The following is a 19,334-nucleotide window of genomic DNA, read 5'->3' as shown; positions in this document are numbered from 1 at the left end:
AGGTGATACTTAATAAATGACGAGTGAGAAGCCATGTTTGATCGTGACAGCTCGTTTAGACTTGGCGGCGCGCCAGGCGGTTTTACTCATGCCCACTTGTTTGCGTAGATCGTTCAATTGCTCTTCTGAGAAGTGTTCACAGGCAGCGAGCACGACCCGACGTAGCTCACCACGAATGCTATTAATGCGCTGCTCTAATTCAGCCAGGCGATATGCATCATGTGGAAGGCCCTGAATTGCCAGCCTGGCCAGATCGGCCCACTGGCTCGCAGGCGTATGCATAGCTTCAACACGTTCTTTGATAAAAACGGTAACTTCATCGAAATCAGGAACAGATGTCAGGTCAGTCATGCTTAGCTCTCCTCTTGACGAATATCAAGATGTCGTGGCACTGGAATGACATCCTTATCGTACCAGCCATCCACACAAGCGAACCGCATCCTACCGTATGAGTTTATCCAGATGAAGCGGTTGGAGGCGCCACCAATAAAGATGAGCGTCTCCCATGCCGCTTCACAAGCAAAGCTAGGTCAGGCTTCTATGTAAATCCTCGAAGGACCGGCGAGCACTTTCCAGTGAAGGAATCGCAGGCTGATCATTCTCAACGATAAATGCCGTAGCGCCAGCGGCCTGACCGGCCTCGATAAAGCCAGCGATATCGAGTGTCCCTGAACCAACCTCCGTAAACTTACGATCGGGGGTCATATCCTTCAGGTGCAAGGTCGCGATCCGCGTGCTATTCTTTTTAATGAATGCAATCGGATCAACACCCGCAAAGGCGGCCCAGTAGGTATCCAACTCAAATTTCACCAGAGCAGGATCGGTCGCAGCGATCATACGCTCAATCAACGTTTCATCGCCAACCTTAGCAAATTCAAAATCATGGTTATGGTAAGCCAACGTCAGACCATGCTCTTTTGTCACGCGACCATACTCGTTAAGTTGGTCCGTGAATTTTTTGAAGGAATCTTCCTGATTAAGTAGATCTTTATTGATAAAGGGGATAATCAAATAAGGGCTGCCAATCTCCAGGCAGTACTGGATTTCGCGCTCAATATCCTGCTCAACCAGATGTAGACCCACATGGCTACCAACCGTCTTCAAGCCAAGCTCGGTCAGAACTGCAGCCAGTTCTTTCGATGTGAAATCCCCATAGCCAGCGAACTCAACACCGGGATAGCCAATCTCGGCAACTTTGCGCAAGGTTTCTTTAAAATTCTTCGCAGTTTCATCGCGTACAGTATATAACTGTAATGCTACTGTGTCAGTCATGAAAACTCCCTACTACTACTAAAGAATAGGTGTTTAAGGCTCATTCATTGCCCAAACTCACCATAAGTATACCACCTTTAGGGAGGGCATAGCTCTCTCGCGGCCTGACCTGGGTGCCTCTTAACAATATTTGTGTAGGGTGGTGACGAGTGTCGTTCATGCTTTGCATAAAATAAATCGCAAATAACTAAATGTCCTATGTTCTTGCCGTGCCGGGAAAAAGCAAGGTATCTTCCCATGATAGAAAAGAATGTCTGTGGCAATCGCAATAGCAATCTGGGGATTAATTATGAATGGTCTGCAAGGACACCAACTCGGCAGTTATGTGCTGACACGCTTATTGGGACAAGGCGGTTTTGCGGATGTCTATCTGGGGGAGCATATGTATCTGCACACACACGCAGCCTTGAAGGTTGTGCGTATGCAACTCTCGGATGAACATAACAAGCGCTTTTTGACCGAAGCTCGCATTATTGCGCATCTCGACCATCCAAATATTGTGAAGGTCCATGATTTTGGAGTTCATGAGGGCACGCCATTTCTCGTAATGGCCTATGCTCCCAATGGTAGTGTGCGTAGCATTTATACACCGGGGAAGCCTCTGCCAGTAGCGCAAATTATTACATACAGTATGAGTGTGGCTGAAGCATTACAGCATGCCCATGCGCATGGTGTGATCCATCGCGATGTGAAGCCAGAAAACATGTTATTGGGGACGCGCGATGAATTGCTATTAAGTGATTTTGGCATTGCCGTCTTTACGCATGGAGATCAACGACACCCAAGGGATATTGCAGGAACTGTAGCGTATATGGCGCCTGAACAACTGCAAGGCTATCCATGTCCGGCCAGTGATCAATATGCATTAGCTATCGTGATTTATGAATGGTTATCTGGTAGCTTGCCCTTTACCGGTTCACGTACAGGTATTGCTGTCCAGCAAGTTATGGCTGCTCCGCCTTCACTGCATAAGCGTTGTCCTGAGATTACAGCCAGGGTTGAGAAAATCATCTTTAAAGCCCTGGCCAAAGATCCACGTGAGCGTTTCTCCAGTGTGCTGGATTTTGTTAGCGCGCTCAAAGAGGCTCTTGAAGCCCAGTATATAGAAAAGTCCATATATTCTGCGGCGTCCATAGAAACTGTGGCGATTGGACGTACCCGGCAGCGGCCACTGGTGGGTCGTGAGCAAGAGTACAGTCTATTGCATCAAACATTGCTGGCCGCAGAGCGTTATACCCGGACGCCGGAGGTGGCCACCGATTACGCTTCAGGACTTTCCTGGGTCACGCCAGCGCGTTCACCACTACTGGTGTTGTCAGGAGATGTTGGAATAGGTAAGACACGCTTAGCTGAAGAGGTTAGCCGTGATGCTTATCAGCGCGGCTGGTTTATCCTCTGGAGTCGGGCCTATGCTCAAGAAGGCGCCCCCTATCAATTATGGACAGATATACTACGGCAGGCCATGAAACAGCATCTCTGGTTTGATGTCAAAAAAGAATCTCTCCCGACCATCTATCAGCCTTTAATGGATTTGTTGCCTGAGCTCGCGCTACTCCCACTCCAAAGGACAGAAGTCAGTACCTCCACCTACTCCGATATGGCACCGCTCAAACTCTGGGATGCGGTGCTGGCAGTACTCACCGATATCAGTAAACAGGGTCCTGTATTGATTGTATTAGATGATTTACAATGGGCCGATCAAAGTAGCTGTGAGATGATCAGCTATCTTAGCCGCCATATGGTTGAATATCCTGTGGTATTCCTGGCAACCTGTCGTGAGACCAGTTTCTCCTCATTTTATCCTTTCAGAACGCAGGTCATGCAATTACAACGTGAGCTGTTGGTCAATGTCCACCATCTCGCAGCTTTGACCGATAACCAGATTGCTTGCCTGGTAGAGCCAGTAAAAGAACCGGCCCTGGTACAAAGGATTCAATATCTGGCCGCAGGCAATCCTTTTTTCGCGGAAGAACTGGCACGCATGGTTCATGCGCAGGAGCGGGATGCTGCGCAGGCCAGTGATGACCGTATTCCGTTGACGAAGACCATCACCGAGCTGTTTAAGCAGCGCCTGGAACGCTTGACTGCGCCCTGCTTACAACTCTTACGCGCCGGAGCGATCCTGGGCGGATCTTTCTCCTTTGCGGCTATGCATGAAATGCTGCATACTGCCGACCAGCCATTAGACGAAGAGGAGTTGTTGACGCTGCTAGAGGAGGCTCTGCACTCTGGTTTGTTGACTGAACAGGGCAGCGGGCACAAGGTGACATTCCATTTCTGGCATCCACTTTTTACCCATCATATCTATGAAAGCATGTTTGCTGCCAGACGCTCTTTGCTGCATAAGCGTGCCAGCCAGACACTGTTACGTGAATATGCGCGCCGTGAGGAAGAGGGGGCCGCATTAATTGTGCACCATCTACAGCAGGGTGGTGGTGAACCAGCATTGATCGTACGTTACGCCCAGATGGCGGGCAATCGTGCATACGCCCTTTTTGCCTATGCCGAGGCAGAGCGTTATTATCGTCTGGCGATCCACCAGCTAGACCTCTGTATGAATGATAGCTTTAAAGCTTCGCAAGCAGATCAGCAGCATATGGTCGAGTTACAAGAATATCTGGCAGAATGTCTGCGTATCCAGGGGCGTTTCCGTGAATCGTGTGACATCTATACCCACATTCTGGAACTCCATCAGCAGCAGAGTCTGCCACTGTCGCCTTCTGAACAAGAACTGGACGTCGAGATTCAGGCTCTTTTGCTGGGACGTATTGGACGTGCAAATTATGACCAGGGGAATGTCAAACAAGCGCTCCTCTTTTATGAGCGTGGTGAGCTATTATTACATGCCAGCGGTATGCATTCCGGGGCCGCGCTGGCGCACCTCTACTTTCAACACAGCTATGCCCACTGGCTTAGTGGTGCCTATGAGCAGGCACAATTTTACGCGCTACAATCCTGTGAATTTTTGAAGGATGTGCTTGAACAGCAGAAAACCATCTGCGAACTGAAAAACTACTCCCAGATCTCCCCACTACACCGCATCCTTTACGGCCATGAGATTGATCTGGCAGATGTATATGGTCTCTTAGGAACTATTGCTGGCGCGATAGGTCAATATGTTGAAGGATTGGAACATATGCGTACCGCCTTTGACATTTTCCAGCAACACGATTGTAAACGTAAGATGGCGATTGTGGATTGCAATATGGGTGATGTCTATCTTAAACGGGCGGAATATGCGCAAGCGATGCAAGTTTTCAGGCGAGCGTTGATCGAAGCACAGAATATTCAAGAGATTCCGCTTTCCACCTTTATCTCTTGTAATCTGGGGCTGGTTGCTGCCCGTTGTGGCAATTTGAGCGATGCTGAAATCGAAATCAAGCAGGCCATGAAATCGCTTGGCCGTTTTGATGATGTGCTGGCCAAGGTGTGGATTTATACCTACCTTGCCCTGGTTCTGGCGGACCAAGGTAAGTTGTCTGAAGCACAAAAAATGCTGTGTATCTCTCTGAAACTGGCACGCCTGTTGCGCATCCCTCCCTATATAGGACCAACCTTGATCACCTTAGGCTATATCCGCTTAATGCAGGCCAGGATGCTGGATTATGGCACCACCGGCACAACGCTCCTGGAGAAGGAGCGGCGGCGTTTACTACGCCGTGCCAGGCATACGCTTGAATATGTCGTGAAGATGCATGGTATCGAGGCAGAGACCCGTTGCGAAGCGCAGGTTGCCATGTTAGAAGTATTATTGTTATCGGGAGAGCACGAGCAGACGGCGTCCCGTGCTGTCGCGATTCAACAAGAAATTGCGCGCCTGGGAATTGTCTGGTTGACACCGCGACTGACACGTATTATTGGATGCAGCCTGGGTTTCCAGGGCCAGTATGAGCAGGCCCACGAGCGGCTATTATACTCGATCGAGCAGGCGCGCTATTATGAGATGAGTCTGGAATATGCGCGTTCGTTGCAAAGTTATGCTGGTATTCTCTTGCGACCTGAGCCACGCACGCCTGAAAATTATACGCTGGCCGTGCAGTATTTGCATGAGGCCAGGAACATCTTCCGCAATGAGAAAGCCCAATTGGACCTGCAACGGGTGAATCATCTGCTTGCTCATGCCAGCAAGTCAGGCTTGAGATAGTCTGGTCTGATGACAGATGAAAAAAATCAGGTACAATAGGGGGAAGCATGCTCTTACGCATGCTTCTCATTTTTGGTATGCAGTGGAGTTCAATCTGCGAAAATCACGTTATGTACGATGAAGGGATCTGCGATGAAACAGTCATTTGCCTGGTGGTGTTATGCGCGTCCTGATTTGAAGCCGGAGGTGCTACTACGTACCGCGGCGGAGATCGGCTATCAAGGGGTAGATTTAATCGACCAGCAATACTGGCCGCTGGCGAAAGAGCATGGTCTACAGATTGCATCGATTGGTGGGCATACCTCGATTGAGCGCGGGCTGAATCGTCCCGCCGAGCACGCGCGGATCGAGCAGGAGATTCTGTCCAATCTGGCACTGGCACAGGAATGGGGGATCTCAAGTCTGATCTGTTTTAGTGGTAATCGGGCCGGTATGTCTGATGAAGAGGGTTGTGAAAACACAGCCGAAGGTCTGCGCCGTGTGGCTAAAGCGGCCGAAGAGGCTAATGTGACCTTGATCCTTGAGTTGCTGAATAGTAAAGTAGATCATCCCGATTATCAATGTGATAAAACCTCCTGGGGTGCCAGGGTCTGTGAACTGGTTGACTCGCCTAGAGTCAAGTTGCTCTATGATATTTATCATATGCAAATCATGGAGGGCGACCTGATACGTACTATCCAGCAATACCATCCATATTTTGCCCATTACCATACGGCTGGAAATCCAGGTCGCCATGATATTGATACATCCCAGGAGATCTACTATCCTCCAATCTACCAGGCCATTCGCGCTACTGGTTATGAGGGCTATATCGCGCACGAATTTATGCCTAAAGGAGATCCATTGCAAGCCTTGAAAGTTGCTTATGCTGATTGTGAGCATAGCAAGTAAAGCTTAGCCGCTTGTCTCTATCAGGCGCAACTGCCAGAATTCAGGTGTGGGCAGGTGTGGATCATCTGCCCCCTGCGTCACATATGCACGTCCCTGTCCATCGCAGGCACTGGCCCCTAGCACAGACCCGCCCGCTGTAAATGGGACAAGCACCTGCGTCTGGAATGTTTGTGTATCAATCAGCCAGGTTGTATTGGTACCCTTCTGCCGGGCTTTGTCGTATCCTCCAACCAGGAGCAGCTTACCAGGCATCACGGTACAGCCCGAGGCCGCACTGATCGCCACCGGCATACTGGTAGGCGACTGAGACCAGAGATCGTGAGCAATATCATAGCGATAAATATGATTCGTCTGCAGTTGTTGTCCCGCGTCTTCCGATCCCCCGAATAGCAATAAATGGCCTTCCTCATCGCCCGCCAGCAGTGTATAGCCTAATCCCACCGGTAAATCCGCCAGGCGTTGCCAATGGTCAGTCGCGCTATCATAGCGATACCAGCCAGTGCCAGCGCGTGCACTGCTATCGCCTGCTTTGCTAAAGCCCTCGGTGAGATAAAGATGTCCCTGTTTATCCGCGAACATAGAACTGGCAAAACCAATTGTCACGGTTGTGGGGGGAACTATTTTTGTGAGCTGGGTATTTGTAGTCTGATACATATACAGGAGCGAAGGGACATTATAGGTATCAGACGAATAGCCGGAGGTAAAAAAGATCCTGTTTTGTTCATCAACGGCCGCAGCATTATTGACGATACCTGGAAAATGTGCCAGTGGGACTGTCTCCCAGTGTCTGGTTGTAATATCATAGCGATACAGGGTGCGGTCATAGGAAGGGTGATCGGGTTTGTGATAGGCCCCATTTGTGTAGACATATGCGTGTGTCTGTTCTTCCACATAGACGGCGGCGTTATCGGCCTGTGCCTGGGGAAGTGCGGGGAGGCGTAGCCAGGTATTGCTGAGTGTCGTTGACCTTGTTGGGGCGGATGTGTCTTGATCTGGGTTGGATACTGTGGGCAATTCTGTATGTTTCTGCGCGGGCTGCAAAATGCGTGTATAGATGAGGAGCGAGGACAGAAACATAAAGGTGAGGAGCGCCAGCACAAAGCAGATCTGAATGACGCGGTGTAAGATATGGCCTGTCAGCCGTTTAGGACGTGGCTGAGGAGCCTGTAATGCATGCAGTGAAAGCTGGGATAGGGTCGTACTGGAACGGCGCTGCAGGCTTTCATCCATTGACGCAAAATGGCCCTCTAATAGTTCCTGTTCCTGCTGCTCTAGTCGTTGTCTTTGTAACGATTCACGCGTCAGCCGCCGCTGCTCTAGATCGGGCACACAGGTCGTGAACTCGGTCTCTGCCCCTGCATTCTGTTCACTGACAGCCGTCGCCACTCCGGGTGGTCCGGCTTTATTTTCACCATTGTTATATTGTGTAGTGGTTGGGCGCAAAGATAAGTTGTAGAGCTGTTCCCGATAATGTAAGCGTTCCTCGGCGCGATAAGCCCGTTCCAGTGCCAGAAAAAAGACATGGGCGCTCTGAAAACGTTCGGCAACCTCTTCCCGTGTAGCCAACTTAAGCAATCCATTCAGCATAGTAGAGATTGTTGGAACCTGCTCTTGCGGCTGCTCATCGGTATGCGCTGCCCTATCGTGTCCTATAATCATCTCCTGCAAAAGACGACCCAGACTATAGAGATCCGCCCGCACGTCAAGTGGTCCCTGAGGTACGAAAAGTTCAGGGGCCATATAGGCAGTTATGTGTTTATCGGCCGCAAATAATTCTTGCGCCTGTTCCAGTGGATGAGATTCCTTAAAATAGCGTGCGCCACTAAAATTGAAGAGCATCAAGGATTTGTCGGGCAGCAACATAATCGTCTCTGGACGGAGCATACAAAAAATGACCGGTGGTTGTTGGCTATGCAAATAGTCCAGCACATCGCATAGCTGCATGGCATAACCCAGAGCCTCCAATGGACTTAAAGGGGACGATTGCTGGAGATATTGCTGTAACGACTGACCGGAAATGGTATCCATTACCAGATACCAGTAGCCATTCTCAGAAAAATAGTCATAGAGTGTGGGCAAAGCTGGATGCTGTAAGCGTGCCAGAAAGAGCGCTTCACGCAGAAAAAGATCCGTGTATTTACCGCCGCTCCTCGGAAACGTGCTGTCCTGAGCATAAGCAGGATTGGCGCGACGCGAGACATCTCCGCCATGCAGAATATAATCCAGTTCAGCGCTAACATTTTCAGGCAATGGTTGATCTGCTGGTATCTGCTTCAGTGTTAACGCCGTAGAAAGCGAGGTATGTCTGGCCAGATAGATTGTGCCAGTCTCTCCCCGTGTCACCAGGCGTTGAATCACATACTCGCCATTATGTAGCGTCTGTTCAGCTGGTTGATTGTCTTCTTCTATAGCTGAAGAATCTTCAGGAGGTATCATTATGCTCCCATCCCCTCTCACTCGCAACCTATTTTTATAGATGTTACCTGAATTATATAGTAGATAATGAAAATGCTGGTGTCAAGCCTGGTAGGCAATACTTTTCGGTTAAAAGGGGCATTCCTCATCCCCCCTTAACCGAAAAGTCTTGGGGAACAAGCCCTGCCGTTACGTTGCTCCCATTGAGCGCGTCTCCATGACCATCACCTGCTTTCGTGCATGGATGGTTCTCCCCCAAGAGACGGAGAGCTTATCTCACGTCGAGATATCGTGCGCTCATGCGTAATTTGTTGGAAAAAAGGTGTTTGAGCTCGCAACTTAAGACATTTAAGAACTTAGACGCTAGAGACATGTGCAAAAATGTCTTAAGCTATGGCGTAAAAAGGTGTTTGAGCTGGGCAACTTAAGACATTTAAGAACTTAGACGCTAGAGACATGTGCAAAAATGTCTTAAGTTATGGCGTAAAAAGGTGTTTGAGCTCGGCAACTTAAGACATTTAAGAACTTAGACGCTAGAGACATTGGCAGAAATGTCTTAAGTTATGAGGAGACATGTCATTTTTGTACATCAGGCTGTGCAAGAATGAGGTGGACTGTCTTGTACATTTATATTCTTCATTCCAGGTTACACTTACGTATGTATGTTCATGAGTCATCCCCAATTTTTCTGAAATCGCTCAAGGTCTCGGATGAGTGAGCAAACCGTGAGGGGATCATCAGAAGGTGGGAGGAAACAACCGAAGCGGGGACGGTCATCGTCCCACAAGCGACTGAGTGCCCATCGGATCCGATAGAGTGGTGCCTGCACGTGCAGGCACCGCTTTCCGGTTCGGTGACATCGGAAGCGCAAGAGCGCTTGCACGAGTTCGTGATGCCTCGGATCAAGCAAGGAAAGCAGGAAGGCATAGACGAGCATGACCATACCAAGCAACTTGAGTCGAGCTTCTAACGACCACAACCGAGGACATTCCAAGGCCAATTCACATTTCGCATAGCGAAAACTCACCTCAATTTGCCATCTCCGACGATAACTGAAGAACACATCCCATGCTTGCTCTTCGGTGTGGACTGGCTCATTGGTGATCAAATACATGATGCCTTTTTTGACCCGCGCTTTCACGAGAAACAATGGTTCGTGCGTCTGAGGATGGCGAAGGGCTGTCCACCACAGATCACAGGCCATCTTTTCTCCCGTTCTGCCATCCCAGATCTCTTTGTGCGCGCGATACTTCTTCCCCTGGCCAATTTGCCACAGCTTCTTTTCCTCTCCGGCCAGTGTCAGAAACACGTGATGTTTGACCCAGCGGATAATGAAACGGGCCCGATACTTGGCGAGCACGCGCAGCCAATATCCTGAGGCATAGCCGCGATCAAAGACATGAACCAGCAAAGAACCCCATTTCCTGACACAGATCCGCAATCCCTCTTCTTCCGCATCTCGGAGCCTGGTGGCAAAGACGCCTTTGGTTGACCACCACTTCGTGACTGCCAGATGAGGAAGCCCTTGCATTCCGACAATGAGTGCAGCATTCCACTGCATTCCCATGACCCTGACCGGACGAGCAGCAGGCCAATTGAACACGAAGCCCCGCTTTGTCCGCTGCCGCCTCTTGGCTTTACTCGAGAGAACCGGGCAGAGTCCTTCCAACTTTTCGCTTTCGGCTTTCTCCAGCACACTTCCATCCCAGATGCAGAGGATCCGCTTGCATTGCTCTTTGAGGGTGCGTACCTCCTCATCCGCTTTTTCCAGCAGATAGTGGTCAATGAGTCCTACCGTCCACTTCACGGATCGCAACAGCTTTCCGACCCGCTTGGTGCCTGCGGTAGCACTACATGCGTAGCCATCATAGCCTTGCAGATAGGATCCAAGTTCACTTATCCACAGGGCTTGCGGGTTATTGCGCAAGCGGATGATGGCGACCAGGCATTGCAGCAAGGTGCGCACCAACCGTTTGTCCAAGACATCATCGAGCCTGAGCAAAAAAGGCTGCAAAAACTGTTCAAGCAACTGAAGCAGATGCTGTGATCCCCCCTGCGGATCTTGTTCCAAGCGTTTGAAGGTTTCTGACAATTCTGACATAATAACGATGGATCTCCTCATTTAGTGATTGTTTGCTTTTCATATTCAACAGTCTAAATGACGAGATCCATTTTGCCTAGCCCTTCTTTTTTGCCTAGCCCTTCTTTTGAAAAATTAGGGATGACTCATAATATATTATTAATAAATTAATTAAAGTAGAAAAAAGTTAATTTTCCCATAAAAAGAAAATGAAACGCTTTCATACCATACTTTTGCAATGTTAAGACATTTCTACGAATGTCTCTAGTGTCTAAGTTCTTAAATGTCTTAAGTTGCGAACTAAAAACAGGGTTTAACCAACAACTTAAGACATTTCTGCCAATGTCTCTAGTGTCTAAGTTCTTAAATGTCTTAAGTTGTTGAGATCAAATCCTGGTGATGGGTGGAAAAAGAGGGAGCAAGAGAGCATGGTCTGAAGATGCTGTGAGGGAACCATGCTGCTCTGACAGAAGTATATTTTTGTGACGAAACATATAATGCCGCTATTCGCGATTCTAAGGACTATAGGAGTTCCTCTGGTTAGTATAACGGTGGATTAGTGGTTGGAGTTATAAAAGTCTTAAAAATTGATTGTGGTGTTTTTTAGGGTCTGTTGTGGAATTCATGATTTTGTGCATTGGTTTGACGTGGCTGGTGAGCGTCTTGTACGCCGAGTGGGCGCCACACGCAAGGCCGCACTGCTGAGTTTACGTGGGCGAATGTGCAAGAACGACTCGCAGTGCTGTGGCGCCTACACGAATCACGGTGGATGTGGCCTGATCATGTTGGAACGGGTGTGGGAATCACGGTGGATGTGGCCTGATCATGTTGGAACGGGTGTGGGAATCACGGTGGATGTGGCTTGATCATGTTGGAATGTGTGTGAGGGAATATTCCATTATCGCCATTCCTTGACGAGCAGGATCACCCATCACGACCATGATCGCCCACCAAACCGTTCCGGAGCGATCATGGCTGAAGAAATATGATTCGTGTAGGCGCCACAGGCATGCGATGCTTTCTAAACACGTATCGCCGTTGATCAGGCCGCATGCCGGCCTTGCGTGTGGCGTCAATCGACGTACGATCGGTTCGCTTCACATGTTTTTCCACCCAAGGCCAGATCACGAACCATGATGCGAGATCCTGCTGATTTTGTGGAGAGCAATAATGCTCTTATGATGATATATTTCATATTAAGATGCACAATGCATTTATTTGCGATTATAAGGCCATATGGCGGCTTTTTGATTATCATGAGGTACAATTAGATGCCGATACTATAAAAGTGTCATAAATTGATTGTAGCGCTGTTTAGGGCCTGTTGTGGAATTTATAAGCGGAGATCACGTTATAAACTGCCTTGCGTGCCTGTAACGCTCACTCAATCTATGCTTTGTTTGCTGACTGAGCTCATGAATTACAGAATTACAGAACTAAAGAGCTAGAGATATGTGCATAAATGTCTTTAGCTGTTGAGCTCAAATGATAGTGATGATATTCTTTGCGTGTTGGCATACATGATTGTTGTGGTTGTGTTATGATGGGGGCTATATATATTTGATTACTGGGTTCAGGTTGGGCTAGCATGTTTTTGTGGATCTCTATAAGGGTTTTGAAAAGCTAGCTGTTGGTTGCGTGAGAACGATGGTGGTCAAAATCATTGGAGAGTAAAAAGAACTATGGCTATTCATTATACGTTGCGTGGTACACGGCAAGAGCAGTCTATTGAGCAGGAGGGGACGTTGACCCCGGAACAATTGGTGGGGGTAAATTTGAAGCAGGATACTGCGTTGATCAATGTGGCTATCAGGAGCCTGCGGACTCAGGGGATTGAGGCACAGTGGCAGGAATGTATTCTGGAGGATACAGAGACCAATCAGACGCGGACCTATACCGTTTATAAAAAGCGTTGGATGGATCGTTCAGCAAAATAAATCTTGCTCTTGTTTTTGCGCGCAGGTTTTCAGGGTGTGCCAGCCAGATTGTTATTCTGGCTGGCACTTTTGTTTTGCGCTGTTATTCTGGTTGAGCTGTGAGTTGTAAGATGATCTGCTGTGAGCTATGGGCAGGAATATTCAGGCGATCGGCAGGACGGTTGAGACCGTCTTCGCTGGTGACGACTGGCTCAAAGCAGACAAAGTCATGATCTGGAGCGGTCGAAGGCTCGGACCAGACTTGCATGGTGGCTAAGGCATAGGTTCCATTGACCGGCTGTTCGGCAATGGTCAGGACGCCGCCCTGTGGAATATTCAGTGTGACGCTATGTGGAAATGGATAGGGATCATTTGGTGGTTGGGTCGCCCATTGGATTGTTTGTGGATCGACCTCGGGCAGGCCCTCAACGGTGATCTGTGTTTTGACTTGCTGCGCTACCGTAAAGTAAGGATGGAAGCCCGGAGCGATAGGCATCGTTTCGTCGCCACGGTTCTCCATGGTCAGGGTATAGTTCAGCGTACCTTCGCCGGCCACAATATGGGCGGTAAAGACGAACTCATAGGGATACTGCGGACGCGTCTGCTCGTTGCTGGTCAGCTCAATAGTGATACTTGAGTCATCCTGCTGCGTCACCGTCCAGGGCAGGTTGCGTCCAAAGCCATGCGCGGGCAGGCTAGTATTTTTCTCTAGAAAGATACCCTGCTTTAAGCGCGAGAAATTGGGGATCATCAAGGGCATACCCCAGCGCTTAATATTACCCGTCTCGCTGGCCCGATAGAGCACGGGCCAATCTCCTACCTGGAAGTGTGAGACCAGGCTAATTTCAGGCATCACTCCGACTTTGGTGTTGCCTGCCGTAAGCACGATTTCTCGTTGCATTGGAAACTGTGTGAACGTCATTGCGTTGTTACTCCAAATTAAAATGTGCATGCTCAATATCACTAAAATAGTGTTTGTTTCTCCCTCTCTTCGTGGAGCGTGCGCCCAGGCACACTCAGGCCCTGAAGGGCCCATCCTTCTTTCGGTTTTACGTGTGGTGTCAAAAAGTATTCGGAGAACACTTTTTGACACCACACGTAAAACCGTTGGAGCGCCAAAGGCGCGAAAAAACGCCAGGCGGTGCATGGATTTCATGCGAATCAAACACTATCTAACACATGAGCATGATAATTGTCATAGTCAGTGTCAGTAGAATGCGTATCTGTCTGTCTTGTCGTCCTTGATCAGGATAGAGTAAAGGCTTTGGTGAGCGCATCGCGTTGTTGAAATAGGCGTAGCGCATAAGCCACGGCATCCTTCTGTTCCAGAACGGCCTGGACTGGGTCGGGCAGAAAACCCGCTTCAGCAATCCAATACAGCGGAATGCGAATAAGCTCTAGTGCTAACGCCTGTATCTCCTCTGCTAACAATGGTTGCGCGCTGGTCTGGTTATAGGCCGCCAGCAGTGTGCGTACACGTTGCCAGGGAGCCAATTCTGGATAGCGTACATCCTCTAAGCCCCAATAGATCCAATAGATCGCATAGGCCAGATCAAAGATGCGCTCACGCACAGCCAGAAAATCAAAATCCAGCAAAGCCACAATCCTACCTTCATGGAAAAGGACATTGTCCATGCCATAATCGCCGTGTGTCAATCTATGCGGCAGATACTGTCCTTCAGCATACCACCAGGGCAATTGTTGGGCGAGCATCTGTAGGACAACCTGGCAGATCTCGCGAGCCTGTTGTACCTCGACCATCTTATAGTTGTATTGTGAATCGTTGATGAGAGCCAGGGTTTGTTCCACCTGCTCAATCAATTGCACGGGAGTTGCATAATTACTCACCATGGGAGGCACAATGCTTTCAGGCGGCAACTCTTGCTCAAGGAATGTATGTAGATCGCCCAGCAGCGTGAAGAGCGCCGGAAAATGTTCCCAGCGCCTGGCGGGCGTGTCAAAAAAAATAAACGGCTCCAGCTCAATCAACCTTTGTTGATGAACGAGAATATCGGCTCCTGTGATGGTGGGTACAGGGAGCGCAACTGGAAAGCCAGCGCCGGCCAATAAGCGTCTGACATGGTGCTCGAATCCTAGCCGGGGCATTGTCACCCAGGGACGATGGATGCGTAACACATAAGCCCCCGACTCAGTATTTAGCAGTGCATTTAAATTGTAGGCTCCCCCTAGATCTCTGATGGCATGAATCGTACCAAGCGCATAGTGCTCAATCAGATCGGCAACAGACGCTAACTCGGCACGAGGGCCAGTCTCTAACTCGTCCAGTTTCTCCTCCCTTCTGCTATTTGGCTTTGACGGTTGCTTATGCATAGTATACTGCGAATTTCAGTGAATGGTTTAGCGCTTTTCCAGTGAGCTTATCAGGCTAGTCGTAAGCAGGACCTATTGTGTTTTGAAAGTCAGGTGTTTATACTGTATGATATCAGGGTACATATGTATCTACACATATGTACGATATTCATCGTTACCACTGTATCATTATATTCGTCCAGCTTCCGGGATTATATGGGGACTAAAAGGCATGGGAGATAATTCGAGTAAAGAAGCGTCGACGGCACGGTCATATGTAGATACAGACAGGCTTCACAAGGAGGAATTCCAGTCTGTGACAGGACATATAGCAATCAAAGGTACCCGCAATGGCCTGCTCCTAACGCTAGAACCAGCAACCCCTTTTAGCGATTTGATCGCTGCGCTGGCAGATCGGCTTGCGGAGTCGCCTTCTTTTTTTCGGGGAGCATCTCTCACGGTAGATACCACACAGAGGTCTCTGCGTAACAATGAGCGTGTGCAACTGGAAGATTTATTGGCGCACTATCACATGTCCGTTTCCGCGGTTGAGACGGTCGCCGACAAACGGCGCGCAGCCAGGACCATCGCCCTCGCAATTCCAGATACAAATCAAGCAGAAGCCGTGACAAAAGAGATTACACCGACGCCAATCGTACCAACGCCAATCGCACCGACACCACAAGAACAGAATGGGCAGGTGCAGAAAGATGCGCGTGACTCTATGGATACCCTCTTCTTGCGGCGCACGGTGCGTTCAGGTCAGGCCATTCATCATAACAGCAATGTTGTCGTCCTTGGGGATGTCAATCCGGGTGCTGAAATCGTGGCGGGCGGAGATATTATCGTCTGGGGTGTGTTGCGTGGCATGGTACATGCGGGCTATCCCGACAATGAGAATTCCATCGTTTGTTCCCTACAACTATCGCCTGTCCAATTGCGTATAGCCCACCTGCTCTCTCGTCCTCCTGAAGGCTTTGAAGCGCAGCCGCGCCCAGAAGTGGCCACGATTAGACAGGGCCAGATCGTCGTTGAAACCTGGGTAAGTGGACGACCACCTCGCAAATAGTGTGCAGATGCTGTATTCGTGAAGTTAGATAATGCATCATTACTTCAATTAAAAGTTCGTGATATACTAAAAGACTGTATAGGCCAATACAGCAGCCTGAAAAGTTCTTCAAAAGGGGTATAGCATGGATAGCCGAGTAATCACCATTACATCGGGAAAAGGTGGGGTGGGCAAAACAACCACGACCGCGAATTTAGGCACCGCTCTGGCGATGCAAGGGAAAAAGGTCGTTGTCATAGATGGCGATATTGGATTGCGCAATCTAGATGCCGTGTTAGGTTTAGAGAATCGCATTGTGTATGATCTGGTAGATGTTGTCGAGGGCAACTGCCGTGTACGTCAGGCTTTAATCAAAGACAAGCGCCAGGAAGAATTGTATTTATTGCCGGCGGCACAGACGCGCGATAAAAATGCGGTTAATAGTGTGCAGATGGAGCAGCTCTGTCAACAACTGCGCCAGGAATTTGATTTTGTGATCATCGACTCACCAGCAGGCATCGAGCAAGGCTTTCGTAACTCTATTGTTGGAGCCGACGAAATCATCATTGTTGCCAATCCAGAAATGGCTTCCGTACGCGATGCCGACCGTATCATTGGTCTGGTAGAAGCCGCCGGCAAGCCAGAGCCCAGGCTTATCCTGAATCGTTTGCGCCCAGAAATGGTAAAGCGTGGCGATATGATGGATGTGACCGACGTACTGGAAGTACTGAGCATCGAGTTATTAGGGGTTGTGCCCGAGGACGAAGCTATTATCGTCGCCACCAACAAAGGTGAGCCAGCTGTCTATGATAAACGTACCAAGGCTGGTCGCGCATTTATGCATGCCTCACAACGTATCATGGGTGAAGATGTGCCATTGGAAGATCTGGTAGAATCGACATCCCTGCTAGAACGACTGCGCCGCTTAATGAGATTTGGTCCTGCATTGGACGAGAAGCCTGTACGTTCTCAGTCTTCTTAATACACTATTCTTGAAGCGGATCGTGAAAGCATGCTCGCCGTAGCCCTCTCACCCTGCTTCTGGTATACATACAAAGGCAAAAAGGTCTGGTGATAAAACATTAGGAGGGGGCAAACAATGGGTGTTTTTGAATTTATGGCTGGCAAGAAAAAGCCAACCCCTGGTGAGGTGGCCAAGGAACGCTTGAAAGTCGTGCTGGCGCACGATCGCCTCAAGCTGAATCCTGAATTACTTGAGCTGATTCGGGGAGAGATTCTTTCGGTTGTCTCACGTCGTCTGGCGATTGATGAAGATCTGGTGCAGGTCAATCTGGCACATGAAGGTGGAGCAGAAAAGTTATTGGCCAATATGCCCATCAAGCGTGAAAAAATTACGTTTGAATGGGATCCTCCATCGCATACGCCGAACTCGAATGTCATCCATGGCACGCTGCATGTAGATGACTCAGGTGATGAATAGGCAGACATTTCTCTCTAGAATACAAAACTCCTACGCGGGGGCACCCATTTCGGATGCTCCACGCACTCCAATCTGCTTCCCCTTCCTTACTATATTCACATATAATGCCTTTTATATATAATCAAAATCCTATGTATTTGTAAAATATTTCCGGTCAGTCTTATGAGTTTTTATTCATAAAAGCAATCTTTATGGGTTTTTAACTTGTATTGTGTGTATATCGGTGTATAATGGCTACTATGATTATGGTGCGTCTACCAGGAAAGAGCCTTTTCCTGGGAACGGACAAACTGGAGATCAAGTGAGGCTAGCGCGTCAGTGAAGTGCCGGGATAGAGACGTTGCAGCCGTACATTGGACCAATGGTTGATATGGGAAGGTAGAAGGGGAAATGTCCTGCCAGTTCTTGCCGGTTGTCATTTTTACCTCCCTCTTTCTCAAAGCTTATCAGCTTGTTGTATATGCGTACAGTGAGCCCACGATTGTGCTATAGCCGGTTTCTCTCACAAGTTGTTTCTGGATGTGTACAGACAGATCCTTATCGTTGAGCTGAGTTGTGTTGTTGGGTGGTAGTGGATCAACGATAGTCAGATAAATTTGGTGGAGAGCTGTGGTATGGAGTGTGGTTATTGGGGTGTGGCGTTATAGCGGCAGCAAAGGTTCTGTGTACAGCATTACAACTATTATCCTTTGGCCGGGTCAGATGTATGGTGAAGATGTTCGGGCACCCTGGCACTGGAGTCACCGGTGTATGCCGGCACTTCATTGACGCGATAGGAAGTTAATACCATAGCGATAAGAGAATACGCCTTATGTGGCCAGATAGGATGTATAGTAGTAGAGCACATGGGATTATCCGCTTGATCTACAACGGGTAGAACCTTGATTGGCACTAATACATCTATACGATTCAGGACGCTAAAACGTTCGTGTAGTGATAAATCTGGCAGAAGGGGTCCGCATCACCGCAGTAAGTTTATTTCTCCGCTTGAGTGCTTTGTCATCATTGGAGAGTCAGGCTGCGAAAGGAATTGTCGCTATGCATCAGTCATTTCTACCGAGGTATAAGGTGGTGAGTAGGGGTATACGAGAGCCCAGAATGCTCCGTGCATATAAGGAGCCTTATCAACTCCATCGCGGTGCCAGCAAAGCGATCTGGCCGACCAGTGTACAGCATTGTGTACACACTGGTCAGGTTGCGCAGCAGCGCCGACGCGTGATAATGACCGGTATCAATTGGATTGATACGCTTGGTCTTTTTCGCTTACAGGGTGTGTATATACTTTCCAAATATATAACCCTGAGCCGTATGCTGCAGAGTGGTATTGTGTTTACAGTCATTGGTGTCGCTTTTATACTAACCGCCATCTATGATTGGGCCATGCTACTGAATCACTGGATAACGTTTGTGCTGTTTGCTGCCCTCTGTGTGGTAACCACGGCGGTCGTCGATTATATCAGAACCGGGCGCAAACCACAGCATAAAGCTTCCCAGCCATTTATGCAGGCTCCCAATTCATCGTTCGCAGGCATACCCATCTCCCGGCTTGGCCAGCCATTGCGACTGATGAATACGGGTTCGAGCATTCCCCAGACGCAGGTACCAGGCCTGTTTCATTTTCCTGATACCCCAATGCCCGCAACTCCACTTGTACGGGTATTAGAGACAATCGATCTATCATCTACAAATGTTAAGCATTTTCTAGATATAAAGCCGCATGCAACCATTACCAGAGATGTAGATGGTAGAGTAAAGAGCAAAAATATCACACGATCCCAATAACATGTGCCTATGACCTTCGGCTAATTTATTGACCT

General features: G+C 48.9%; 14 protein-coding genes. 7 read left to right on the top strand and 7 right to left on the bottom strand.

Annotated elements, in window-relative coordinates; all coding sequences use genetic code 11:
- Positions 1-9: 9 nt before the first annotated feature.
- Together EL633_RS07015 and EL633_RS07010 are read right to left on the bottom strand one after the other, a co-directional pair.
- Entirely contained in the window at positions 10-351 is a 342-nt protein-coding gene (locus EL633_RS07015) for a hypothetical protein (protein ID WP_126626499.1), read from the bottom strand.
- Positions 352-525: 174 nt separating this feature from the next.
- The gene (locus tag EL633_RS07010; protein ID WP_126626498.1) at positions 526-1,272 is read right to left on the bottom strand and encodes a sugar phosphate isomerase/epimerase family protein; all 747 of its coding nucleotides are present in this window, start codon (positions 1,270-1,272) and stop codon (positions 526-528) included.
- A gap of 256 nt (positions 1,273-1,528) precedes the next feature.
- Here EL633_RS07010 and EL633_RS07005 point away from each other — a divergent pair, with 256 nt between their 5' ends.
- Entirely contained in the window at positions 1,529-5,416 is a 3,888-nt protein-coding gene (locus EL633_RS07005; RefSeq protein ID WP_161982008.1) for a serine/threonine-protein kinase, read from the top strand.
- Between the two features lie 132 nt (positions 5,417-5,548).
- Positions 5,549-6,307, top strand: a complete 759-nt coding sequence (locus EL633_RS07000) for a hydroxypyruvate isomerase family protein (RefSeq protein ID WP_246039096.1) — start codon at positions 5,549-5,551, stop codon at positions 6,305-6,307.
- Positions 6,308-6,310: 3 nt separating this feature from the next.
- Here EL633_RS07000 and EL633_RS06995 read toward each other — a convergent pair whose 3' ends face one another.
- Both EL633_RS06995 and EL633_RS06990 read right to left on the bottom strand, forming a co-directional pair.
- Positions 6,311-8,743, bottom strand: a complete 2,433-nt coding sequence (locus tag EL633_RS06995; protein WP_126626495.1) for a protein kinase domain-containing protein — start codon at positions 8,741-8,743, stop codon at positions 6,311-6,313.
- A 652-nt stretch (positions 8,744-9,395) separates the two neighbouring features.
- The gene (locus EL633_RS06990; protein ID WP_126626494.1) at positions 9,396-10,823 is read right to left on the bottom strand and encodes a hypothetical protein; all 1,428 of its coding nucleotides are present in this window, start codon (positions 10,821-10,823) and stop codon (positions 9,396-9,398) included.
- Positions 10,824-12,484: 1,661 nt separating this feature from the next.
- Between EL633_RS06990 and EL633_RS06985 the strand changes: the two genes are divergently transcribed.
- Entirely contained in the window at positions 12,485-12,739 is a 255-nt protein-coding gene (locus tag EL633_RS06985) for a hypothetical protein (protein ID WP_126626493.1), read from the top strand.
- 82 nt (positions 12,740-12,821) lie between these two features.
- Here the strand turns inward: EL633_RS06985 and EL633_RS06980 are convergent, their stop codons facing one another.
- Together EL633_RS06980 and EL633_RS06975 are read right to left on the bottom strand one after the other, a co-directional pair.
- On the bottom strand, positions 12,822-13,640 hold the full coding sequence (locus EL633_RS06980) for an aldose epimerase family protein (RefSeq protein WP_161982007.1): 819 nt from the start codon (positions 13,638-13,640) through the stop codon (positions 12,822-12,824).
- A 323-nt stretch (positions 13,641-13,963) separates the two neighbouring features.
- Positions 13,964-15,049 carry a phosphotransferase gene (locus EL633_RS06975; protein ID WP_126626491.1) on the bottom strand — a complete coding sequence of 362 codons (1,086 nt, stop codon included), beginning with the start codon at positions 15,047-15,049 and terminating at the stop codon, positions 13,964-13,966.
- Positions 15,050-15,344: 295 nt separating this feature from the next.
- Here EL633_RS06975 and minC point away from each other — a divergent pair, with 295 nt between their 5' ends.
- The 3 genes from minC to minE all read left to right on the top strand — a co-directional run bounded on the left by minC (position 15,345) and on the right by minE (position 17,517).
- Positions 15,345-16,097, top strand: a complete 753-nt coding sequence (gene minC / locus EL633_RS06970; RefSeq protein ID WP_161982006.1) for a septum site-determining protein MinC — start codon at positions 15,345-15,347, stop codon at positions 16,095-16,097.
- Positions 16,098-16,221: 124 nt separating this feature from the next.
- Positions 16,222-17,058, top strand: coding sequence for a septum site-determining protein MinD (gene minD, locus EL633_RS06965; RefSeq protein ID WP_126626489.1), 837 nt, complete (start codon positions 16,222-16,224; stop codon positions 17,056-17,058).
- Between the two features lie 117 nt (positions 17,059-17,175).
- Positions 17,176-17,517 (top strand): cell division topological specificity factor MinE, encoded by a 342-nt coding sequence (gene minE / locus EL633_RS06960; protein WP_126626488.1) that lies wholly within the window; start codon positions 17,176-17,178, stop codon positions 17,515-17,517.
- 254 nt (positions 17,518-17,771) lie between these two features.
- On the opposite strand, the gene EL633_RS36505 is transcribed toward minE, so the two are convergent.
- On the bottom strand, positions 17,772-17,936 hold the full coding sequence (locus EL633_RS36505) for a hypothetical protein (protein ID WP_161982005.1): 165 nt from the start codon (positions 17,934-17,936) through the stop codon (positions 17,772-17,774).
- A 619-nt stretch (positions 17,937-18,555) separates the two neighbouring features.
- Here EL633_RS36505 and EL633_RS06955 point away from each other — a divergent pair.
- Positions 18,556-19,299: a hypothetical protein gene (locus EL633_RS06955; RefSeq protein ID WP_126626487.1), complete on the top strand. Its 744-nt coding sequence runs from the start codon at positions 18,556-18,558 to the stop codon at positions 19,297-19,299.
- The last annotated feature ends 35 nt before the right edge of the window (positions 19,300-19,334 follow it).

It is taken from the genome of Dictyobacter alpinus, assembly GCF_003967575.1.
Taxonomy (GTDB): domain Bacteria; phylum Chloroflexota; class Ktedonobacteria; order Ktedonobacterales; family Ktedonobacteraceae; genus Dictyobacter; species Dictyobacter alpinus.
This window is presented reverse-complemented; position numbering and strand designations above follow the sequence as displayed.